The organism is Mesorhizobium sp. M0060, assembly GCF_040323155.1.
Taxonomy (GTDB): Bacteria; Pseudomonadota; Alphaproteobacteria; order Rhizobiales; family Rhizobiaceae; genus Mesorhizobium.
Genome location: NZ_JAMYUP010000019.1, coordinates 103938 through 126084, shown reverse-complemented (window position 1 = coordinate 126084; position 22147 = coordinate 103938). Strand labels below are relative to the sequence as shown.

At 64.1% G+C, this 22147-nt stretch carries 17 protein-coding genes and 1 pseudogene; 13 read left to right on the top strand and 5 right to left on the bottom strand.

All coding sequences use genetic code 11. The features are described from left to right. Positions 1–206 precede the first annotated feature (206 nt). The 4 genes and pseudogenes from NKJ94_RS19830 to NKJ94_RS19815 all read left to right on the top strand — a co-directional run bounded on the left by NKJ94_RS19830 (position 207) and on the right by NKJ94_RS19815 (position 6381). Positions 207–1286, top strand: coding sequence for an ATP-binding protein (locus tag NKJ94_RS19830; RefSeq protein WP_352527198.1), 1080 nt, complete (start codon positions 207–209; stop codon positions 1284–1286). Positions 1287–1290: 4 nt separating this feature from the next. Next, entirely contained in the window at positions 1291–3549 is a 2259-nt protein-coding gene (locus NKJ94_RS19825) for a DUF5682 family protein (protein ID WP_352527197.1), read from the top strand. After that, a pseudogene (locus tag NKJ94_RS19820) lies at positions 3542–4791 on the top strand (VWA domain-containing protein). Before NKJ94_RS19825 ends, NKJ94_RS19820 begins: the two are co-directional and overlap by 8 nt. Before the next feature lie 189 nt (positions 4792–4980). Further along, positions 4981–6381, top strand: a complete 1401-nt coding sequence (locus NKJ94_RS19815) for an FAD-binding oxidoreductase (RefSeq protein WP_502896058.1) — start codon at positions 4981–4983, stop codon at positions 6379–6381. Positions 6382–6416: 35 nt separating this feature from the next. Here NKJ94_RS19815 and NKJ94_RS19810 read toward each other — a convergent pair whose 3' ends face one another. The 3 genes from NKJ94_RS19810 to NKJ94_RS19800 form a co-directional block, all read right to left on the bottom strand. Further along, positions 6417–7346: a pseudouridine-5'-phosphate glycosidase gene (locus NKJ94_RS19810; RefSeq protein ID WP_352527196.1), complete on the bottom strand. Its 930-nt coding sequence runs from the start codon at positions 7344–7346 to the stop codon at positions 6417–6419. Positions 7347–7376: 30 nt separating this feature from the next. Then, on the bottom strand, positions 7377–8486 hold the full coding sequence (locus tag NKJ94_RS19805) for a carbohydrate kinase (protein ID WP_352527195.1): 1110 nt from the start codon (positions 8484–8486) through the stop codon (positions 7377–7379). A 228-nt stretch (positions 8487–8714) separates the two neighbouring features. Next, a complete protein-coding gene (locus tag NKJ94_RS19800; protein WP_352527194.1) occupies positions 8715–9563 on the bottom strand; it encodes a MurR/RpiR family transcriptional regulator in 849 nt (282 codons plus the stop codon). Positions 9564–9777: 214 nt separating this feature from the next. Here NKJ94_RS19800 and murA point away from each other — a divergent pair, with 214 nt between their 5' ends. The 9 genes from murA to NKJ94_RS19755 all read left to right on the top strand — a co-directional run bounded on the left by murA (position 9778) and on the right by NKJ94_RS19755 (position 20427). Next, positions 9778–11034 (top strand): UDP-N-acetylglucosamine 1-carboxyvinyltransferase, encoded by a 1257-nt coding sequence (murA, locus tag NKJ94_RS19795; protein WP_352527193.1) that lies wholly within the window; start codon positions 9778–9780, stop codon positions 11032–11034. Next, on the top strand, positions 11031–11921 hold the full coding sequence (locus NKJ94_RS19790) for a glucosamine kinase nucleotide-binding domain-containing protein (RefSeq protein WP_352527192.1): 891 nt from the start codon (positions 11031–11033) through the stop codon (positions 11919–11921). Before murA ends, NKJ94_RS19790 begins: the two co-directional genes overlap by 4 nt. Before the next feature lie 188 nt (positions 11922–12109). Further along, a complete protein-coding gene (murQ, locus tag NKJ94_RS19785; RefSeq protein ID WP_502896057.1) occupies positions 12110–13015 on the top strand; it encodes an N-acetylmuramic acid 6-phosphate etherase in 906 nt (301 codons plus the stop codon). A 99-nt stretch (positions 13016–13114) separates the two neighbouring features. Then, positions 13115–14635 carry an ABC transporter substrate-binding protein gene (locus tag NKJ94_RS19780; protein ID WP_352527190.1) on the top strand — a complete coding sequence of 507 codons (1521 nt, stop codon included), beginning with the start codon at positions 13115–13117 and terminating at the stop codon, positions 14633–14635. A 34-nt stretch (positions 14636–14669) separates the two neighbouring features. Further along, positions 14670–15629: an ABC transporter permease gene (locus NKJ94_RS19775; protein WP_352527189.1), complete on the top strand. Its 960-nt coding sequence runs from the start codon at positions 14670–14672 to the stop codon at positions 15627–15629. Continuing rightward, positions 15629–16468, top strand: a complete 840-nt coding sequence (locus NKJ94_RS19770; protein WP_352527188.1) for an ABC transporter permease — start codon at positions 15629–15631, stop codon at positions 16466–16468. The genes NKJ94_RS19775 and NKJ94_RS19770 overlap by 1 nt, the downstream gene beginning before the upstream one ends. Continuing rightward, positions 16465–18216: an ABC transporter ATP-binding protein gene (locus NKJ94_RS19765; RefSeq protein WP_352527187.1), complete on the top strand. Its 1752-nt coding sequence runs from the start codon at positions 16465–16467 to the stop codon at positions 18214–18216. Before NKJ94_RS19770 ends, NKJ94_RS19765 begins: the two co-directional genes overlap by 4 nt. Before the next feature lie 72 nt (positions 18217–18288). Further along, entirely contained in the window at positions 18289–19290 is a 1002-nt protein-coding gene (locus NKJ94_RS19760) for a serine hydrolase domain-containing protein (protein ID WP_352527186.1), read from the top strand. Positions 19291–19296: 6 nt separating this feature from the next. Continuing rightward, positions 19297–20427: an anhydro-N-acetylmuramic acid kinase gene (locus NKJ94_RS19755; protein ID WP_352527185.1), complete on the top strand. Its 1131-nt coding sequence runs from the start codon at positions 19297–19299 to the stop codon at positions 20425–20427. Here NKJ94_RS19755 and NKJ94_RS19750 read toward each other — a convergent pair. Beyond that, on the bottom strand, positions 20424–20852 hold the full coding sequence (locus NKJ94_RS19750) for a GNAT family N-acetyltransferase (protein WP_352527184.1): 429 nt from the start codon (positions 20850–20852) through the stop codon (positions 20424–20426). The two genes, NKJ94_RS19755 and NKJ94_RS19750, sit on opposite strands and share 4 nt — an antisense overlap. Positions 20853–20921: 69 nt before the next feature. Continuing rightward, complete coding sequence (locus NKJ94_RS19745; RefSeq protein WP_352527183.1) at positions 20922–22103, bottom strand: MFS transporter; 1182 nt, start codon at positions 22101–22103, stop codon at positions 20922–20924. Between the last annotated feature and the right edge of the window lie 44 nt (positions 22104–22147).

Sequence of the window (22147 nt, the reverse complement as noted above, 5' to 3'; positions counted from 1 at the left end):
GCTGTGGGGTTGTTTTTTGTTTATATTCGAATGCGTGGTGCCTACGGGTTTGTTTCCCCGGGCGGCCGGGGCGGAATTTTTTTGGCACTTGGGCGTGGCTGCCGGTTGGCGGGCCGCGGCCGCATCGCTCGGTCTCCTGCGTCTCAATGCAGCGCTGGCCGAACATCCGTCTAGGACCGACACATGATCAATCCGGAGAAGTACACATGAATGCTGCCATCCGTCTCCCGGTCGAGCAGGCTTATGCCTCTGAATTGCAGGCGCTGGCGCGCGGCGACGACCGGCAAAAGCCTGCGGGCTGGACCCTCTCGCCAAAAGCTGTGCTGACCTACCTGCTCGGCGGAAAGGCCGGTGACGGCACCTTGATAACGCCGAAATATGTCGGGCGCCGCCGGTTGATGGAAACCGCAGTGGCGACGCTCGCCACCGACCGCGCGCTGCTGCTGCTCGGCGTTCCCGGAACGGCCAAATCCTGGATGTCGGAACATCTCGCCGCCGCCATCATGGGCGACTCGACGCTGATCGTGCAGTGCACGGCCGGCACCGACGAGAACCAGATCCGCTATGGCTGGAACTATGCGCAGCTTCTGGCAAAGGGTCCGAGCCAGGAAGGGTTGGTGCCGACGCCGCTCTACCGAGCCATGCAGAATGGCAAGCTCTGCCGGCTCGAGGAACTGACGCGCATGGGTTCTGACGTCCAGGACACGCTGATCACCGTGCTTTCCGAAAAGATGATGCCGATCCCGGAATTGAACACTTCGATCTACGCGCAGCGCGGCTTCAACATTATCGCCACGGCGAACAATCGGGACAAAGGTGTCAACGAGCTCTCCGCGGCGCTCAAACGTCGCTTCAATGTCGTGGTGCTGCCATTGCCGGAAGACATGGCCGAAGAGGTAGCGATCGTCTCCAAACGGGTCGACGAGATGGCTGGCGGACTCGACCTGCCGGTGCCGAAAAATGTCGGCGAGGAGATCGCACGTGTGCTGACCATCTTCCGCGAATTGCGCTCCGGCGCGACTGCCGACGGCAAGGTGACGCTGAAGACGCCTTCCGGCTCGCTGTCGACCGCGGAAGCGATCGCCACGATGGTTGGCGGGCTCAGCCAGGCGGCGTGGTTCGACAGTGGTAAGCTCGGCGCCGAAGGTCTCGCCGCCAGCCTTGTCGGCGCGATCGTGAAGGATCCGGTGCAGGACAAGGTGGTGCTGGAGGAATACCTGGAAACGGTGCTCAAGAAGCGGCCCGACTACGCGGGCTACTACGCGGCCTTGAACGGAGCGATCTGATACCATGAGGCACGGGGACATCGCCTATTTCGGTATACGCCATCACGGGCCGGGTTCCGCCGACAGCCTAGTGCAGGCACTGCAGGATCTGAAGCCGGTCGCCGTGCTGATCGAAGGGCCGATCGACGCCTCCCCGCTGCTGCCCATGCTGGCCCGGCCGGAAATGCAGCCGCCGGTGGCCCTTCTTTGCTATCCGGAGGAGGATCCCGCTTCGACGAGCTTCTGGCCCTTTGCCGAGTTCTCGCCCGAATACCAAGCGGCCCTCTGGGCCGTGGGCAACCAGGCGGCGCTGCAGTTCATCGACCTGCCGTCGTCGGCACGTTTCACCACTGCGGCAGTTGATGGCGCGGAGGACGTCGATGCGGCCGAAGCAAACCAAGCCCCCGAGAATGACGATGCGGCTCCGCTTGTGCGTGATCCGATAGCCATGCTGGCGCACGCCGCCGGTTATGAGGATGGCGAGAGCTGGTGGTCCGACGTTATCGAACAGAATCCGGAACCCGGACCGATTTTCGCCGCGATCTCCGACGCAATGGCGATGCTGCGGGACGGCGAAGGACCGATCGTGCAGTTCGAAGCCAAGCGCGAAGCGCATATGCGGCTCGAAATCGCCAGGGCGCGAAAGGAATTCGACGGACCGATCGCCGTCGTCTGCGGCGCCTGGCATGTGCCGGCGCTGCGAGCGACACACCTGCAGATAGACGATCAGGCCCTGCTCAAGGGAGTTGCCCGCCGCAAGAGCACGATGACGTGGGCGCCATGGACGGGGCCGCGTCTGGCGCTGGGCTACGGCTATGGCGCCGGCGTCGTCGCACCCGGCTGGTGCAAGCATCTCTGGCGCACGCGCGGCCGACCAGATGCGGCGACCCGGTGGCTTGCAATGATCGCGGCCGTGCTGCGGGTGAAGGGCCACCTGGTCTCGACTGCCTCGCTGATTGAAGCGGAGCGGCTCGCCCGCACGCTTGCCGCCATTCGCGAGCGGCCGAAACCCGGATTTGAGGAATTGCGCGACGCGGCGATCGCCGCCCTCTTCAACGGCGAGGCGCTGCTGTGGGGACTTGTTGAGGCCGAGCTGCTTTTGGGCGCGGACGTCGGCGAAATTCCACCCGACACACCGCTGGCGCCATTGATCGAAGATCTCCAGCGCAACCAGAAGGTTGCGCGGCTAAAACCTGAGGCGCTGGAGCGGGAACTATCCGTCGACCTGCGAAGCGAAAGCGGGCTGTTTCGCTCGACATTGCTGCATCGGCTAAACGTGCTTGGTGTGCAATGGGGCAGATTGACGGATGCCGGTCGCAGCCGTGGTACCTTCCGCGAGCGATGGATCCTGGCCTGGGAGCCTGAATATGCCGTTCGCCTGGTCGAGAACCTGATCTACGGTCCGACCATCGAAAAAGCCGCCAATGGGCGCCTGATCCAGATGATCAATGCTGCGACGACCCTCGACACGCTTGCAACGTTAGTCCAGAGCGCGATCACGGCAAGCCTGTCGGAGGCGTCGACGGCCGGCCTCGCCGCACTTGAGGCGCGCGCGGCGCGCAGCAGCGAATGCCTGGAGATGCTGGCGTCGGTGCCGCCGCTCGCCGACATCATCCGCTATGGCGAGGCCCGCAAAACGGAGACGGACCGGCTGTCCGGCCTTATGGAGCGGCTGATCATCGAAGCCGCGATCGCGCTTCCCTATGCAGCACGCGATCTGGATGAGCAGGCCGCCACGACGCTGGTCGGCGCGATGCGCAAGGCCGATGAAGCAATCAGGCTGGTCGAGGCCGGCGATGACGTCATAAGCGAATGGCGCAACGGGCTTGTCGCCGTGCTGGAGGGGGTACGGTCGACGGCACTGCTGGCGGGATGCGCCGCACACCTTCTCTACGAAGCAGGCTGTCTGTCGGCCGAAGCAGCAGCGACACTGCTCGGCCGACGCCTGTCGCCGGGGACGCCCATCACCGAGGCGGCAGCTTTCTTCGAAGGCTTCTTCAGCACTGCCGGTCAACGGCTGATCTATGACGAGGGGCTGCGCGGCGCCGTCGATGGCTGGCTCAAATCCCTCGACGAAGACACCTTCATCGCGCATCTGCCGCTGTTGCGCCGCGTCTTTTCCAATCTGGACAGCATGGAGCGCCGTCGGTTGGTCGAGGCCGTTCTCGGCCGCGCCGCGCGCTTGCCGGCTGGCCTGACACCGACGCCGGATGGCGGCGAGGCCTGGCGCCGTCACCTAGGGCTGCTTGGACCCTTGCTCATGGGAGAAAACTGCAATGGATGACCAGGCCGAAATGAACGAGCCCGGCCCACTCACTGCCGATGCCGGAAGAGAGCGCCGATGGCGCCTGGCGATCGGCGCCGACGAGGCCTCGGCGGCGCTTTCCAGCGACGACAAACGACTTTCGGCGGCGCTCGACGCACTCTATGGCGACGGCACCAACGCCGCGGCCAGCGATCCGCGCAAGCGGCGCGGCGGACTTGGCCGGTCGGCGCCGCGCGTTGCGCAATGGATGGGCGACATTCGCTCCTTTTTTCCGGCGCAGGTCGTCCAGATCGTCCAGAAGGACGCCTTCGAACGGCTGGACTTGAAGCAGATGCTGATGGAGCCGGAATTCCTCAAGGCCATCGAAGCGGACGTCAATCTCGTCGCCGACCTGATTTCGCTGCGTTCGGTCATGCCGGCCAAGACCAAGGACATCGCCCGCACCATCATTGCCGACATCGTCGCCAAGCTGATGCAGCGACTCGAGCAGAAAACCGCCGAGGCGATACGCGGCGCACTCGACCGGTCGAGACGCACCAACCGCCCGCGTGCGCGGGACATCGACTGGCAGCGCACTATCTCGGCGAACCTTCGCCACTCTCAACCCGAGCATAAGACCATCGTGCCGGAGAAGCTGGTCGGCTACATGCGCAAGCAGCGGCGGCTTGTCGATCTGGATGAAGTCATTCTCTGTGTCGACCAGTCCGGCTCGATGGCAAGCTCGGTGATCTACGCTCGATCTTCGCGGCGGTGATGGCCTCGCTGCCGGTTGTGCGCACCAAGCTTGTCTGCTTCGATACGGCCATTGTCGACCTGACCGAAGAGCTCAGCGATCCGGTCGAGGTGCTGTTCGGCGTGCAACTTGGCGGCGGCACCGACATCAATCAGGCGGTCGCCTATTGCGCCGACCGTATCGAACGGCCAACCGAGTCGCATCTGGTGCTGATCACCGACCTCTACGAAGGCGGCAATGGCCAGGAGTTGCTGAGGCGCATGGCGGGGCTGGTTCGATCCGGCGTCAATACAATCGTGCTTCTTGCGCTGACCGATCAGGGCCGGCCCGGCTATGATCCGACGATGGCAGGTTCGGTTGCAGCACTTGGCATTCCGGTCTTCGCCTGCACGCCAGATCTGTTCCCGGATATGATGGCGGCGGCATTGCGCCGCGAAGATATCGGAGCATGGGCGGCGGGCGCCGACATCAAGCTGGTTCGTGCCGGCGCAGAGGCGCCGAGCCACCCGGCACCAAGTGCCATATAGGTTTGACAAACAGCAGCCCGTGCCTATCGTCGGCGTACTACAGGAGCGGCGCATGACAATAGCAACCGGCTGCGGTTTTGGCGGGTTTTCCGCACGCTTTCTTTGCAGCGAAAATCATCTCAGGACGCGCTCACAATCCTCGCCCGTCACCGTTCGCGCGGCATCGATGTCTGCGCGCCGATCGCATCCGTGAGCGCTTGGCCCCCACGGCTCGGCGAGTTCCTGTCGCGGCTGGAAAGGCGGCTGGATCGGTCGGCGATCGTCGCGGCCGATGAGGCCGGGCCGCGTTACAGGGAAGACCCCGACGGCAAAACCGGTGCGCGGCCGGAGGTCGTGCTGCGACCGCGCACCGCCGGCGAGGTGTCGGACATACTGCGCCTGTGCAATGAGGCCGGGCAGAGGCTTGTCATCCAGGGTGGCCGGACGGGGCTCGCCGGCGCGGCTCGCATCCAGCAGGGCGAAGCGGTGCTGTCGCTGGAGCGCATGACGGCGATCGAGGCTCCCGACCGCGGGGCGGTGACCATCATCGCCGAGGCCGGCGCGCCTCTGCAAATGGTGCAGGAAGCGGCCGATGCGGCCGGCTTGTTGTTCGGCGTCGACATCGGAGCGCGCGGCACGGCGACCGTCGGCGGCAATGTCGCCACCAATGCCGGTGGCATCCGCGTGCTGCGCTACGGCATGTACCGGGCGCAGGTGCTCGGCCTGGAAGCGGTGCTTGCTGACGGCAGCATCCTGACGTCACTCAAGGGTTTGGCGAAGGACAATTCCGGCTATGATCTCAGCCAATTGTTCATCGGCAGCGAAGGCACGCTCGGCGTCGTCACGCGCGCTTGCCTGCGGCTGCACCCGAAGCCGGCCACCGAGATCAACGCCTTCTGCGCGCTTGCTTCGCTCGACGCGGCCATCACGCTGCTTGCGCTGCTGAGGCAGAAGCTCGGACCGTTGCTCTCGGCTTATGAGGTGAATTTCGCACCGCTTTATGGCGCCATGATTGCCGGCATGGAGGCGCCGGCGCCGCTGCCCGCCGGCTCGCCCGTCTATGTGCTCGCCGAGATACAGGGCAGCGAGCCCGACCGCGACGGCGAACGCTTTGCCGCGGTGCTGATGCAGGCGGTCGAGGACGGCGTGATCGACGATGTGGTGGTCTCCCAGTCGCCGCGCGAATTCCGGGCGCTCTGGGCGGTGCGGGAAGAGGCCAACCGTTTCCTGTTTTCGATAACAGGCCTGATCGGCGTCGATATCAGCATCCCGCTGGCGAGAATGGCGACTTTCCTGCGCGAAACAGAAGCCGCCACCAAGGCCGTCGACCCCAGCGCCGACATCTACGTCTTCGGCCATCTCGGTGATGGCAATCTGCATTACCAGGTCCGCACCGTGGATCCGGCGGCCGCATACGACATCGTCTATCGGCGCGTGGCCGCCGCTGGCGGCGGCGTCTCGGCCGAACATGGCATCGGCCTCGACAAGAAGGAATGGCTGCGTCTGGTGCGCAGCGATGCCGAGATCACGGCCATGCGGCGCTTGAAAACAGCCTTCGACCCGAACAACATCCTTAATGCCGGGCGCATCTTCGACCTCACGCCGGGCTGAAATCGAAGGCCGGTAGCGCTGGCCGGGTGCTGACCCTATCTGGCCGCGCGCTTCAATTCCGCATGCGCCACCGCGATGCGGGCGGCAAGCGCGGCGTTGTTGCGGACCAGCGCGATGTTGGCCTTCAGGCTGCGGCCTTGCGAAAGCTCGTTGATGCGGGCGAGCAGGAACGGTGTCAGTTCCTTGCGACCGATGCCGCGTTTCTCGGCCTCGGCCACCGCCACCGCGATCGTGCCGTCGATGAAGGCCGGATCGAGCGCATCTGCCTCGGGTATCGGATTGGCGACGAGGATGCCGGTGCCCGAATCGATCTGCTCGTGCAGCAGCATGGCCCGCGCGATCTCGTCCGGGGTATCGAGACGATGGTCGGACTTCAGCCCACTCGATCGCGTATAGAAGGCCGGGAAATCGTCGCTCCGATAGGCGATCACCGGTACGCGCTGGGTTTCCAGATATTCCAGCGTTTTCGCAATATCGAGGATCGACTTCACGCCGGCGCAAACGACGGTGGTGCCGGTCTGGCCGAGTTCGGTCAGGTCGGCGGAGATGTCGAAAGTGGCTTCGGCGCCGCGATGCACGCCGCCGACGCCGCCGGTCGCAAAAATGCCGACGCCGGCCAAAGCGGCGATCCGCATCGTCGCCGAGACGGTGGTTCCAGCCGAGCCGCCACGCACCATGATGGCGGCGAGATCGCGCCCGGAAGCCTTGACCACGTCCTTTGCCGCTGCCAACTGCTCCAGTTCACTGTCGTCAAGTCCGACCTTGATCTTGCCGGCGACCACCGCGATCGTGGCAGGCACGGCGCCGTTCTCGCGCACCACGGTTTCGACGCTGCGGGCGGTCTCCAGATTGGCCGGATAGGGCATGCCGTGGGTGATGATCGTGGATTCCAGCGCCACCACCGCGCGGCCTTCATCAAGCGCAGCAGCGACTTCATCGTTCAGGTGGACAAGGGAAGGTTTCATGGTCGTCTCGCTTTCGGGGTCGTCTCGCTTTCAGGCGGGGATACGGTGCATGCCGGCGGTGAGCAAGCGCGGCGACAGATCGGGGTGGACGCTGGATTCGCTCTCGGTGGTCAGCGTGGCGAGCAGCGCGCCGGTGCGCACGGCATGAGCTACGGGATCACCCGAAAGAACCTTGTACAGGGTGCCGGCGATCATCGCGTCACCGGCACCGGTGATGTCGACGGCCTGCGCCGGGACGGAGCGCATCGTCGTCACGCCGCTCTCGGTCGCGATGGCAAATCCATGTGCGCCCATGGTCACGATCACCTCGCCGGCGCCGGCGGCGCGCAGCGCCGCAGCGGCTTCCTTCGGCGTCAGCCGCTTGTCAGCATCGGCGATGCCGAGTATTGTATTGGCCTCGTCGTGGTTGGCGAACAAAAGGTCGATGCCGGTCAGGTCCTTCGGCAGGCGGGCCGATTTCGGCGACGATACCGTATCGACGGCGAGCTTGAAGCGCGCGCCCTGCTTGCGCGAGATCAGCGCTGCGATGGTTGCGGCCGGCAGGTTGCAGTCGATGAACACCCATGTCGCCGAAGCCAGATGCGGCCAAAAACGGTCGAGATAGGACGGCGAAAACAGATCGAAGATCTCCATGTCGGCGATGCCGAGCACGAGATCGTTGTTGCGGTCGAGGATGGCCGCGTATTCGGCCGTCGGCCGCTCCCTAGTGGTGATGACCTGGCTGACATCGGCGCCGAGGTCACGCAAATGCCGCACCAGCGAGCGGCCGGTTTCATCCTCGCCGACGATCGAGACGAAGCTTATGTCGACGCCGAGGCGGGCAAGGTTTTCGGTGACGTTGCGGGCAACCCCGCCGAAGCTGCGATAGCCGTCGACCGGGTTCGATGTCTCGAAGATCAGATCCTTCCTGGCGTGGTATTTGCGGTCGAGCACCGCGCCACCGATGCAGACCATACGTTTGGACGCCGGCAAGAGATAGCCGCGGCCGAGAATGTAGCCCTTGTTGATGAGTTGCACGATGTGGGCGGCGACCGTCGAGCGGGCAATGCCGAGCGCGGTTGCAATATCCTGCTGGCCGGCGAACGGATTCGCCGCAATGAGGTCGAGAACCGCTTGTTCCTGTGCTCCAAGGTCGTCCATCGTCTCACCTGGCCCGCCAAATTCGAGGCTGAACTCGATGTAGGAAACAACAGATGATCTTGTCAACATTGGTTTGTCACGGCGGCGTTTGACCAATCGGCGCTCCCGCGGCTCTCTGCCAGCCGGAGAGCGCGCATTGAAGAAAGCTACTTCGGAGGACGAAACTTGCTCTTGTCGGCGTGCAGCACCAGGGAGGCACAGAGGCCTTAACGCCAGGTCCGAAGACTGCTAAGCCTTCAGCACCGAGACGGCCAGTTCGCTGTTGTGGACGTATTCGTTGGCGTCAGGCTGCTTCTGCACGAGCAGGATGAACAGCAGATCGGTCAGCGTCAGTTGCGCATCGCGCGCGGTTATCGACGAGGAGCGCGCACGCTCTTCATCGGCGATCGTGTGGAGGCGAATGTCGGCAATCCGGCTCAGCGGATTGTCGCGAAGTCCAGTGACCGCGATCACGGTCGCGCCACGTTTGCGGGCAAGTTCGCCTATCCGCAGGGTTTCGATGCTGGCCCCGGAATAGGAGAGCGCGAACAGCACGTCACCTCGCCCAAGCGTCGAGACATTGGCCATTTGCACATGGCTGTCGCTGTCGTGCAGCACGTTGCGGCCGAGCTTCATCAGCTTGTATGAGAAATCGCGCGCCACCAGCGAGGATGCGCCGACGCCGGCCAAATGAATGCGACGCGCAGCGTTCAACGCTTCGAGGGCCTTGCCGATTTCCTGCTCGGTGTTGGCCGCGACGGTCTGCTGCATCGACAAAAGCTTGCTGCCGATCAGCTTGCGCAGGATGACCAGATAGCTGTCGCCGACCTCGATCGAACCATGGATCATGCCGGCCGGCACTTGCCATTCCTGCGATTTGGCCTCGCTCACGGCGAGCTTGAGCTCCTGATAGCTGGCATAGCCGAGCTTCTGGCTGAACTTGACGACGCTTGACTGGCTGCGGCCGATCTCGGCGGCGAGCGCCGCTGTCGAGAGGCGCAGCATCTGGTCGGGATTATCGACGATGTACCGCCCAATCTCGCGATCGCCGGGCGCCATGATCTCGAGCTTGGCCTCGATCTTCTTCAGGACGGACATGCGTTCCCCTGTTGCCAGTTACCGGCGATACCAAGCCAAGGAATAAATTATTCCGTCGCTGATTGACAGCCAAGAATGATCCATCAAATCTGGACCGGCGCGGTTTCGGACGGCTTTCGGGCAGGCCGACGATTCGGATGGGCCCAGGAATTCGGACATGAAAGACCGCCCGTAAGCGCGTAGACTCGCCGACACCTCGGATTAGGTCAGAGCCATGGATAAATTGCGGATCGTCGGCGGGCACAGGCTTGAGGGTGCGGTGACGATCTCCGGCGCCAAGAACGCCGCTCTGCCGCAAATAGCGGCGGCGTTGCTCAGTCCCTATCCGCTGCAACTGACCAACCTGCCTGCGGTGACCGATGTCGAAAACATGCTTGGCGTCGTCAGCCTCCACGGCGCCGAGGTCACCAGATCTGCCCATACCGTGACGATCGACACCGGTGCTGCGGTTTCCAAGGAGACAACTTACGATACCGTCAGGCGCATGCGCGCGACGGTGCTGGTTCTCGGCCCGCTGCTTGCCCGCTTCGGCCATGCCCGGGTCTCGCTGCCCGGCGGCTGTGCGATCGGCGCACGGCCGGTCGACATGCATGTCGCCGCACTTGCCGCACTTGGCGCCGACATTGCGATCGAAAACGGGCTGATCGTCGCGTCAGCGCCGGGCGGACTGAAAGGCGCGCGCATCGTTTTGAGCTCACCATCGGTCGGCGCGACCGAAACGGCGATGATGGCCGCGACCGCCGCGAAGGGCGAGACCGAGATCCTCAATGCGGCGCGCGAGCCCGAGGTGGCCGACCTTGCCGCCTGCCTGAACGCCATGGGCGCGCGGATCGAGGGCGCTGGCACGCACCGCATCCTGGTCGCGGGCAGCACAAGCTGGCGCGCCGCCACGCACGACATCATCCCGGACCGGATAGAGGCCGGCACCTATGCCGTCGCAGCGGCCATTACCGGCGGCCAGCTTGAGCTGACCCATGCGCGGCTGGAGCATATGGCCTCGGTCGTCCAATTGCTCGAAGCCACCGGTGTGAAAATCTGGCCGGGCGATCGCGGGCTGATCGTATCGAGAGACGGGCCACTCAAGGCGGTCGACGTGACGACGGAGCCGTACCCGGGCTTTCCGACCGATCTCCAAGCGCAGTTCATGGCGTTGATGTGCTGTGCCGAGGGCGCTTCGCTGTTGCGCGAGACGATCTTCGAGAACCGCTTCATGCATGTGCCCGAACTGATGCGGCTCGGCGCCAATATCAAGCTGCAAGGCACCATGGCGCTGGTGCGCGGAGGCGAGAAGCTGAAAGGCGCGCAAGTGATGGCCACCGACCTGCGCGCATCGGTGTCGCTCGTGCTGGCGGCGCTGGTGTCCGAAGGCGAGACGACGATCAACCGGGTCTACCACCTTGACCGCGGCTACGAGCAGTTGGACCGCAAGCTCCGGCTTTGCGGCGCCCAGATCGAGCGGATAATTGGATGAGTGCCGGCGCGGCGTCTCCGCATTATTTCCTGGGCGTCGATGGCGGCGGAACCGGCTGTCGGGCGCGCATCGAAGACGAGGCGGGAACCGTGCTCGGGCAAGGCCTGTCGGGTCCGGCGACAACGCGGCTCGGCATAGAGGCGGCCTGGGCCTCCGTTGCGAAAGCCTTTGGTGCTGCGATCGAAGAGGCAGGATTCGTGGCGGCGGAAATCGCTAGGATCCGCGCCGGCGTCGGTCTTGCCGGCATCGGCCGCAAGGGCGCGCTTAAGGCGTTTCGGGCAATCGCCCATCCCTTTGCGAGCCTCGACTTCGTCAGCGACGGCGTCGCGGCTTGCCTGGGCGCGCATTCCGGCCAGGACGGCGCCATCGTCATCGCCGGAACCGGCTCGATCGGGCTCGGCTTTGTTGAAGGGCGCGACCTGCGCGTCGGCGGCTACGGATTTCCGATTTCCGACGAGGGCAGCGGCGCCGATCTCGGATTGAAGGCAGTGCAGCTCGCCTTGCGTGCCCATGACGGCCGACATGAGCGGACGGCGCTGCTGGCCGAAGTGATGCTGCGCTTCAAGGACGACCCGTTCGAGGCGGTGGCCTGGATGGACCGCGCCAGCGCGACCGACTATGCCGCCCTGGCACCTATGGTGATCCGCCATGCCGACCAGGGGGATCCGGCCGGACGGCGCATCGTGCAAGGTGCTGCCGAGCAGATCGACACATTCGTGCGGGTGCTGTTCGAAAAGGGCGCGCCGCGGGTTACGCTGCTCGGAGGTCTGTCCAGCCCGCTGGAGCCATGGCTCTCTCCCGACGTCCGCCGACGCCTGAAGCCGACCGATGGCGATGCGGTTTCGGGAGCCATAATCCTGGCCAGAAAGTCCCTTTGCGGCGAGTAACGCCCTGCTCGACAAGGAATAGTTTATTCCTGCAATCCGTTGACAGCGGGAATATCGAATTCTAAAAAGTTAACCAAGCAGAAACAAGACAGCCGGTTGCTGGCCGCGGGTACTGGACGTCGCCTGGCACGGCATCACATTCCTACTCACGGCAGATTGAAAGTAAGCAAGTGGTCGAACACGGGTTGATGTCGGAGTTGGAGCGGCTGGTTTCCGAGGACCGCAACCCGAGAACCATCGACATCGACCTGTTGCCGACCGTCGAGGTGCTGCGCAAGATCAATGACGAGGACAAAGGCGTTGCGGCCGCCGTCGAGAAGGTCATCCCGGAGATTGCTGCTGCCGTAGACCGGATCGTGCCGGCTTTCCAAAAGGGTGCACGCCTTGTCTATATGGGCGCCGGCACGAGCGGCCGGCTCGGGGTCCTCGACGCCTCGGAATGTCCGCCGACCTTCGGCGTGCCCGAAGAGATGGTGGTGGGCCTGATCGCCGGCGGCGCCGACGCGCTGGTGCGCTCTGCGGAAGGCGCTGAGGACGATCCGAAACAGGGTGTAAAGGCACTGCAGGACATCAAGCTGACCGCCAACGATGTGGTGGTCGGCATCGCTGTCAGCGGGCGCACGCCCTATGTCGTCGGCGGCCTGACCTATGCAAAGCAGGTGGGAGCGACCACCGTGGCGCTGTCCTGCAATCCGCGATCGACCATTGCCGGCATTGCCGACATTGCCATCTCTCCGGTGGTCGGCCCGGAGGTTCTCACCGGCTCGACCCGCCTGAAATCGGGAACCGCGCAAAAGCTGGTGCTTAACATGCTGTCGACCGCCAGCATGATCCGCATCGGCAAGAGTTATCAGAACCTGATGGTCGACCTCAATCCAAGCAACAAGAAGCTTGTCGCCAGGGCGGTCAGGATCGTCATGCAGACGACCGGCTGCGCGGCGCAGCAGGCACGACAGGCACTCGACCAGACCGGCAACGATGTAAAACTGGCAATCCTGGTGACGATCACCGGCATGGGCGTCGACGAAGCGCGTAAGGCGCTTGGCAATGCGGGAGGCTTCCTGCGCAAGGCAATAGGCGAAAAGACGGTGTAAGGCCGCATGGACACTGGGCCGATGTCCCGGGGCGCGTGTCCCTTCAAAGCGGTCCGGCGAACTGCAAGGCATCAGGTTTAACAATAATGGGAGACGACAATGGTACGGCACATTGGCAAGAAACTGCTTTCCGGCATGACGCTCGCGGCGATGCTCGGCATTGCGGCGGCACCGGTGCAGGCGAGTAGAGCGACGCTGCATATGGCCTGGTCACAGGACGCCACCGGTCTTGATCCGCACAAACAGACGGCATTCTCCTCACTGCGGTTGCTGGAGCTGATCTATGAACCGCTGGTACGGCTCGACGCCAATCTGCAGATCGTTCCGGCGATTGCCGATTCATGGCAGTTCTCGCCGGACGGCAAGGAGTTGAGTTTCAAGCTCAATCCGAAAGCAAAATTCCAGAACGGCGCCGCCGTGACCTCGGCCGATGTCAAGGCATCCTTCGAGCGCATACTCGACGAGAAGACCGGTGCGGCCGCGCGCGCCAACTTTCTTTCGATCGCCAGCATCGACACACCCGATCCAGCCACCGTCGTGTTCCACCTCTCGCAGCCGGATGTGCCGATCCTGACGGCGATGAGCGACGTCAATGCGGCGATCGTCCCGGCAAGCGAAATCACGGCCGGCTCGATCGGCACGACATCAATCGGCTCGGGTCCCTTCAAGCTGGAAAAGTGGGATCCGAATTCCAAGGAAGTGCTTGTCGCCAACAAGGATTGGGCGGGCGGCGCGACCGGCGTCGACAGCATCGAAATCAGCGTGCTGCCGGACGAGACGGCGATCCTGGCGGCGATGCGCACCAAGCAGATCGACTTTGCTTTGCTCAACGATCCGCTTGTCGCCACACTGGTGCCCAAGGAAGCCAGCCTGCAACTGAACCGCGTGCCGGTCCTTGCCTATCACGTGCTGCAACTCAATCCCTCCCGCAAGCCGATGACCGAGCTCAAGGTGCGTCAGGCGATCTCCTGCGCCATCGACCGGCAGGAAGTGCTGGACACCGCCTCGCTCGGCGAAGGCAAGGTCACCGGTCCGCTGACCATCCCGGCGCTGGCGACCGATCCGAGCCAGTTGTTCTGCTATAAGCGCGATGTTGAGAAGGCCAAGCAGTTGATGGCCGAAGTCGGTTATGCCGACGGCTTTTCGGCGACCGTGATCGGCGCCACCGGCGAGCCGCCGACGGCAGCGGCGGAAGCCCAGGTCATCCAGTCGCAGCTCGCCGAAATCGGCGTCAAGCTTGACATCAAGATGATGGAACTCAACGTCTATGTCGACGCCTGGCTGAAGGGCGATTTCGACATGGCCGTCGCGCTGAACGGCGGCAGGGCCGATCCCTACACCATGTATAATCGCTACTGGACCAAGACCGGCAATTTGCAGAAGGTGGCGAACTATATCGACGATACGCTGGACAGCCTGATGCAGAAGGGCCGCACCGAGACTGACCCGGCGGCGCGCAAGACGATCTTTGCTGATTTCGAAAAGCACATTACCGAGATGTCGCCCTGGATCTGGCTCTATACCTCCTACAGCTACACGGCCCAGCAGAAGAATATCGGGGGATTCGAACCGGTTCCGACAGGCTCGCTGTTCAGCCTCGCCAAAGTGACGATCCAATAGCGGCTTCGATGCCAGACGAGAGGGTATTCTTCGCGTGAACTATCTGATGCGGCGACTGGCGACCTTCCCTCTCGTCCTACTTGGTGTGTCCATCGTCGTGTTCCTGGCGATCCGGATGGTTCCGGGCGACTCGATCACGGCGATGCTGGGAACCGAAGCCGGCCTGCTGACGCCTCAGCAGCGCGATGCGCTTGCGGCCTATTTTGGCATCGACCAGCCCTGGTTCATCCAGTACTGGCGCTGGCTGCTTGGTCTCTTCCAAGGCAATCTCGGCATTTCGTCTACCTATGGCAGGCCGGTGCTCGGCGTTATCCTCGAGCGCTTCCCGCTGACGCTGGAGCTCGCTCTGCTGTCGATGATCATCGCTCTTCTCGTCGGCATGCCCGCCGGGATCTTTGCCGCCACGCATAATGAGAAGCTTTCCGACCTCGGCGTGCGCGTGGTCGCGATGATCGGCCAGTCGACGCCGAACTTCGTCCTCGCCTTGCTGATCATCTATACGCTGTCGGCCGGCTTTGGCGTTTTGCCGGCGTTGGGGGAGTTTTCGCCGCTGTGGCAGGATCCGCTGCGCAATATCGGCCAGCTGTTGCTGCCCGCCGTCACGCTCGGTTTTGCTTTCGCGGCTTCGGTGACCCGCATATCGCGTTCGGCGATGCTCGACGTGCTGAGCGACGACTACGTCAGGACGGCGCGCAGCAAGGGCGTCTCGGCGCGCGGCGTCATCTGGCGGCATGCCTTGCCCAACGCGCTCATCCCGGTGGTGACGTTGAGCGGCATCGAATTCGGCTACCTCTTGGGTGGCGCCGTGATCGTCGAGCAGATCTATGCGCTGCCCGGTCTCGGCCGCATGGTGCTGGACGCCATCCTGCAGCGCGATTACGCGCTGGTGCAGGGAAGCGTGCTGTTCATCGCCTTCAACTTCATGATCGTCAATCTCATCGTCGACCTCGCCTATGTCGCGCTCGATCCGCGCATCCGGCTGAGTGAGCATTGATGGCTACCTTGCGGGCTATCTTCGCGCATCCTAGCGGTCGCATCGGCGGTGCGATCGTTGCGCTTTATCTGCTGCTTGCGGCCCTTGGGATGCTGGGGCTGACGCCGCACAATCCGCTGATGCAGCACCGGGTCGAGCGGCTGCATGCGCCTGACAGCACCTACTGGATGGGCACGGACCTGTTCGGCCGCGATGTCGCAAGCCGGCTGATGACCGGGATCGGTCAGTCCTTCACCGTGGCCTTCTTCTCGGTCGCCTTCGCGACCGTGGCCGGCACCGTGTTCGGGCTGGCGGCAGCCTGGTTCGGACGCCGCTGGGACGGGCTTGTGATGCGCATCATGGACGTGCTGCTGGCGTTCCCGGCGATCCTGCTTGCGCTGCTGATCGTCGCGGTTGCGGGACCGGGAACCTGGACCAGCATCGTTGCCATCGCCATCGTCTACACACCGATCTTCACGCGCGTGGTGCGAGGCCCTGCTCTGTCGCTCAAGACGCGCGAGTTCGTCGACGCCGCCCGCACCTTCGGCAGCAGATCGAGCTATATCGTGACACGGCATCTGCTGCTCAATCTGGTGGCGCCACTGACGGTTCAGGTGACGCTGGCGCTGGCCTGGGCACTGCTGACCGAAGCCGGCTTAAGCTTCCTCGGGCTCGGCACGCAGCCGCCCGCCGCGTCGCTCGGCCTGATGCTGAGTGATAGCCGCAACCTCATGGAGACGGCTCCCTGGCTGATGATCTTCCCGGGAGTGGCGATCATGATCAGCATCCTCGGCTTCAACCTGCTCGGCGATGCCCTGCGCGACGTCCTCGATCCCAAGATGCGGAGATCGATCGCATGATCCCGCTGCTGTCTGTCAGCGGACTGCGCGTCGGCTTCGGACGCAATCCGCAAGCCAATGAAGTCGTTCGCGGCGTCAATTTCGATCTCGCCGACGGCGAGACGTTGGCAATCGTCGGCGAAAGCGGCTCGGGCAAGTCGGTCACGGCGCTGTCGATCAATCGCCTCGTCGATTATGGCGGCGGCCGCATCACTGGCGGGTCGATCAAGCTGAGGCGGGCCGACGGCAGCACCTTCGACCTGACAGCCGCAGCCGAGCCGCAATTGACGAAGATCCGCGGCGGCGAAATCGGCATGATCTTCCAGGAGCCGATGACCTCGCTCAATCCGGTGCTGACCATCGGCTGGCAGATCGAGGAATCGTTTCGCCTGCATCGCGGCCTGACCGGACGGCAAGCAACGGGGGCGGCCAAGGACGCGCTCGACCGCGTCCGCATTCCGGACGCAGCGCGGCGGTTGAAATACACGCCCAACCAGCTGTCGGGCGGCATGCTGCAGCGGGTGATGATCGCCATGGCGCTCGCCTGCAATCCGCGCCTGCTCATCGCCGACGAGCCGACGACGGCACTGGATGTTACGGTGCAGGCGCAGATCATGGCGCTGCTCGCCGAATTGAGGCAGGAAACCGGGATGTCGATGATCTTCATCACCCACGACATCGGCCTGGTTGCAGGCATCGCCGACAAGGTCATGGTGATGCAAAGCGGAGAAGCTGTCGAGCAAGGCGGGCTGAACCAGCTACTGGACGATCCGCAGCATCCATATACGCGGCACCTGTTGCACGCGGTGCCGCATTTCGCCAGCGGCCGCGCGACACGCAAGGACGCGCGACGCAAACAGGAAAAGGGTACCGAGCCGGCGCTGAAGGTCGACGGCCTCGTGGTGCGGTTTCCCGTCAAGGGCGGTTTTCTCAGCCGTGCCACCGGTGCCGTGCATGCGGTGGACGGTGTCGATTTCGACCTGATGCCGGGCGAGACATTGGCCGTCGTCGGCGAAAGCGGTTCCGGAAAATCCACAGCCGCCCGTGCGATTCTGGGGCTGGTGCGCTCGACGCGTGGCACAATCTCGGCCAGCACGCGCAAGGCGACCGCCGCCGGGCAGAGCGCCCTTCCCGTGCAGATGGTGTTCCAGAATCCCTATGGCTCACTTAATCCCAGGCTCACCATCGAAAGCATCCTTGCAGAGCCGGTGATCGCCACAGGCGGACAGGTGATTGCCGAAACACGGGCGAAAATGGCCGCGCTGCTGAAACGCGTCGGCCTGCCGGAAAACAGCCTGCAGCGCTATCCGCACGAATTCTCCGGCGGTCAGCGCCAGCGCCTGTGCATTGCCCGCGCGCTGATGCTCAATCCTTCGGTCGTCGTTCTTGATGAAGCGGTTTCGGCGCTCGATGTGTCGGTGCAGGCCAGGGTGCTGGAGCTTTTGATCGAACTGCAGCGTGAATTCGGACTGGCCTATCTATTCATCTCGCATGACATGGCGGTCGTCGAGCGGATCGCCCATCGCATCGCGGTCATCTATGCCGGCCAGATCGTCGAGATCGGCGACGCCACATCCGTGTTGTCGGAGCCGAAGCATTCCTACACAAAGCAGCTTATCGCGGCCGTTCCTGCCATCGACCGGCGCCACCAACATTTCAGGCTGGACACGCGCCAGGTCCCCTCGCTCGTGCGTCCGCTGGGATTTGAGCCGGGGCCGGCGAAATGGCGGCAGTTCGGGCCGGATCATAGAGCGCGGGTGGAGGCGTGATGATCGTTGCCCAAAGGGATGCAAGGCTGGAGGGGGTACGAAGGATCACTGCCTTTCAGACGGAGTCCGAACTTGATCGACCATGATCTTTTCGACCGCGCGTTTGCCCCACTCGAAGCGGCGGTGGCTGCGTCGCGCATTCCCGGCGGCGTGCTCGGCATGGTCGACCGGGACGGCCAACGCATCGTCCGGGCAATCGGCTCGGCCCAAACCGTGCCCAAGGTGCATCCGATGCATGTCGAGACATGGTTCGATCTGGCGTCGCTGACCAAGGTCATTTTTACGACGCCGCGCATCCTGGCACTGGCGGAGGAAGGCGTCATCGATCTCGACGCGCCGCTGATCTCGGCCCTACCCGATCTTCGCCAGTATGATGAAAAGGCCTGGGAGCGGAACGTGACGTTTCGCCAGTGCCTCGGCCATCAGACACCGTTTCCCGCCGTCGCGCCGATCTACACTTACGGGCGGGACCCCGAGCTGCTGCGCGCTTTCGTCCTGCAGCGCGAATGGCAGGCCGGGGAGCCGGTCTATTCCGACATCAACTTCATCCTGCTTGGATTCGTCCTGGAGCGCCTGTCGGGGAAGACCATCCGTGATATGGATCCTGGCCCAGGCTTTGCGTTCTCCGCCGAGCCGGATCAAACGGCGGCCACCGAAGATTGCACCTGGCGCCATCGCGTGCTCTGCGGCGAAGTCCACGACGACAATTGCTCGGCGCTGCAAGGTGCCGGTCACGCCGGCCTGTTCGGAACGGCGGCATCGATCCTCGATTTTGCACAAGGGTTGCTGGACGGGACCGGGGCGTCTGCGCGCTCGATAACGCTGATGCGCCAACCCCTGTCCGCGACCCGCACCCATGGCTGGGAGCAGCCCTATGAAGGCTGGTCCGGCGGCCGGCTGTGCAGTCCCGGCACGATAGGCCATACCGGCTTCACCGGCACCGGCCTGTGGATAGACTTCGACAAAAGCAAGGCATGGACCTTGCTCACCAACCGGATCCATCCGACACGTCATTTCAACAGCGGGATCGCAGCGCTTCGCCAATCGGTCGGCGATCTCGTCAACGGGGTCTGACAAATCATGATTGCGAAAAATGGCGAACCAATCTGGGCCGTCGGCCTGATGACCGGCACCGTTCTCGACGGCAACATCGACGTCGCGCTGATCAAGACTGACGGCAAACGCATCGCAGATTTCGGCACCTACACGCTGGCCCCCTACCCGCAGTCGATCCGGACCTTGCTGGAAGAGACGCTTAACCAGGCAAGGAGCTGGAACTTCACCGGGCCGGAGCCGGCGATCTTCCGCGAGGCCGAAGAGGCGCTGACGCGCGCGCAGTCTCAGGCGGTCAAGCAGCTGGTCGAAGGCCACGGCCTGATGATGGCCGATATCGGAGTGGTCGGCTTCCATGGCCAGACCGTGCTGCATCGTGCCCCGCAAGCCGGCCGGCTTGGCCAGACCCGCCAACTCGGCGATGGCGAGCTGATGCATGCGATCCTGGACACTAAAGTCGCCTATGACTTCCGCTCGGCCGACATGCGCGCCGGCGGCCAAGGTGCGCCGCTGTCGGCGGCCTATCACGCCGCGCTGCTGCGCGAGGCCGATGCCAGCGGCGACACGGCAGTGCTCAATCTCGGCGGTGTCGCCAACATCACCTGGTGGGACGGCAAGGATAATGTCGTCGCCTTCGACACCGGACCGGCTAACGCGCCATTGAATGACTTCATCAAATCGAAGGGTCTTGGCGAAATGGACCGCGACGGTGCCCTGGCCCGCGCCGGGACGGTCGACGAGGCACGGCTGGCCAAGCTCCTGCAGCACCCGTACTTGACCAAACCCTACCCGAAATCGCTGGACCGTTTCGATTTCGGCGCCTCGATGGCGGACGGGATGAATGCCGAGGATGGCGCAGCACTGCTGACGGCCTTCACCGCGGCCGCGGTCGGCAAGGCGCTCGATCTTCTGCCACACCGGCCGAAGCGGCTGGTGGTCAGCGGCGGCGGTCGACACAATCCAACGATCATGGCCATGCTTGCCAGCCGCGCCGGCGTCGAAGCGGTTCCGGCCGAGGCGCTTGGCTGGAAGGGCGATGCGGTGGAGGCGGAGTGCTTTGCCTTCCTGGCAGTGCGCGTGCTCAGGGGCTTGCCGATCAGCTTCCCCAGTACGACCGGCGTGCCACAGCCGATGTGCGGCGGACGCCTTGCCGGCTAGTCAGGCTTCAGCTTCTTCTGCAGGAAGATACGGCTGCGGCCGACGGGAAAATCGGGAAGCACGCCGAAGGGCTGATAGCCCTGGCGCTCATAGGCCTTGGCCGCCCTTGGGTTGAACGTGTCGATCCAGGCGCCGTGACAGCCGCGCGCGATCGCCTCCTGCTCGGCCGCCTCGAGCATCCTGCCGGCCATGCGCTGGCCGCGCAGTCTTTCATCGACCCAGAGCCATTGCACATAGAGCCAGCCCCAGGCGGTGTATCCCGCAATGCCGGCGACAATAGCGCCGTGCTCATCGCGCACGAACACGGCCAATGTCTTCCTGCCGGAGGCGCCGACATCGCTGTCGTTGAAAGCCGTAAGCCGCTCTCCAAGAAAAGCGAGCTCCTGCGGCAACGGATTGGCGGTTGTCTCAAGCGTTGTAGTCATCGCATGCCCAGATGGCTCATCCACCGAGCATCTATCGACGGACAGGACCGGGACGCAAGGCTTGCTACGCTACGGGGTCGGCGAACGCCACGCCGCTGCCGCAGCAGCGATCAGCATGAGCAAGGCTGCAACCACCGCCGATGCCGCAAAACCGAACGTGGAATAAAGCGGTCCGAACGCCGTGGTTCCGACGAACACCGCGAGATAGGTCACCGCGCTGTTCAAACCCATGATCGTGCCGCGTCGCGAAGGATCGAGCGCCGACAGACGCATTACCAGGACGTTCAGCCCGAAATGATTGGCAAGGCCCCAGACGGCTATCATCGCTATGGTCAGGCTGAAGCTGTCGCTTGTCGCGGCAAGCGCGACATAGACGACCGCGACGAGCAGGTAGGCAAACGGCATGACGCGCCGCGCGCCCAGGCGATCGATGACGCCGTCAAGAAGTGCCGCCGTGCCGAAGCCGGCGCCATAAGCGAGCGCGGCCAGCCCGTTGGCACTGACCGGCCGTCCCAGGCCATTGTGAAGGTGATCGCCAAGATAACCATAGACACCGTAGAACGCGGTCATGAATGCGGCGCAGGCAACCAGAAGCGGCACTATGCCGGGGACGCTCAAGGCGCCCAGCGGCGTCGGCGCCGGGCCGCTCTTCCTGACATCGCTCAGCGACGTCAGCGTCAGGCTGGCCAATGCGAGTGCTGCCAGCACCGCGACCGCCGCGAAAACGGCGCGCCAATGCACCAGGTCGGCAAGCACGGCCGACAGCGAAACGCCGGCGACCATGCTGAGCGTCCAGCCGGTCAACACGACTCCTATGGTGCCGCTTTCGCGGCCGGGCGGCGCAATCGCGGCGGAGCTGGCATAGATTGCCGGCATCGCGACACCTGCGGCGACGCCGGCGAGAAGCTGGGCCGCGACCAGCGCCGTCACCGTCGGCGCGGCGGCGCTGGCGACGAGCGCTATCGCCAGCAGCAGCAACGCCCCTTGCAGTATGCGGCGGGCGCCGAGCCGGTCGATGTAGCGCGCCAGGAACAAGGCGCTTGCCGACGTACCTAGCCCGAACGCGGCGGACGCGATCATGACCGCCGGCACGCTTGTGCCGAATGACGCGGCCACCGCCGGTGCGATTGGACCGAGCACCAGCGAGTTGGAGCCGATCACGGCGATGCACCCGGTCAGGAGGTAGGCGAGTGCCGGGATTGGCGGCTTGGGGGCCGCCGCGAATGTGGCGACTTGATCACTGTTCGACATATGGCAATAATGGCCGTATTAAATTCTGTATCAATCGGGACTTT

Bases quoted from the DNA above. Each gene is read 5' to 3' on its own strand.
- NKJ94_RS19830 (WP_352527198.1), top strand. From the start codon at position 207: ATGAATGCTGCCATCCGTCTCCCGGTCGAGCAGGCTTATGCCTCTGAA.
- NKJ94_RS19825 (WP_352527197.1), top strand. From the start codon at position 1,291: ATGAGGCACGGGGACATCGCCTATTTCGGTATACGCCATCACGGGCCG.
- NKJ94_RS19810 (WP_352527196.1), bottom strand. From the start codon at position 7,346: ATGAAACCTTCCCTTGTCCACCTGAACGATGAAGTCGCTGCTGCGCTT.
- NKJ94_RS19805 (WP_352527195.1), bottom strand. From the start codon at position 8,486: ATGGACGACCTTGGAGCACAGGAACAAGCGGTTCTCGACCTCATTGCG.
- NKJ94_RS19800 (WP_352527194.1), bottom strand. From the start codon at position 9,563: ATGTCCGTCCTGAAGAAGATCGAGGCCAAGCTCGAGATCATGGCGCCC.
- murA (WP_352527193.1), top strand. From the start codon at position 9,778: ATGGATAAATTGCGGATCGTCGGCGGGCACAGGCTTGAGGGTGCGGTG.
- NKJ94_RS19790 (WP_352527192.1), top strand. From the start codon at position 11,031: ATGAGTGCCGGCGCGGCGTCTCCGCATTATTTCCTGGGCGTCGATGGC.
- murQ (WP_502896057.1), top strand. From the start codon at position 12,110: ATGTCGGAGTTGGAGCGGCTGGTTTCCGAGGACCGCAACCCGAGAACC.
- NKJ94_RS19780 (WP_352527190.1), top strand. From the start codon at position 13,115: ATGGTACGGCACATTGGCAAGAAACTGCTTTCCGGCATGACGCTCGCG.
- NKJ94_RS19770 (WP_352527188.1), top strand. From the start codon at position 15,629: ATGGCTACCTTGCGGGCTATCTTCGCGCATCCTAGCGGTCGCATCGGC.
- NKJ94_RS19765 (WP_352527187.1), top strand. From the start codon at position 16,465: ATGATCCCGCTGCTGTCTGTCAGCGGACTGCGCGTCGGCTTCGGACGC.
- NKJ94_RS19755 (WP_352527185.1), top strand. From the start codon at position 19,297: ATGATTGCGAAAAATGGCGAACCAATCTGGGCCGTCGGCCTGATGACC.
- NKJ94_RS19750 (WP_352527184.1), bottom strand. From the start codon at position 20,852: ATGACTACAACGCTTGAGACAACCGCCAATCCGTTGCCGCAGGAGCTC.
- NKJ94_RS19745 (WP_352527183.1), bottom strand. From the start codon at position 22,103: ATGTCGAACAGTGATCAAGTCGCCACATTCGCGGCGGCCCCCAAGCCG.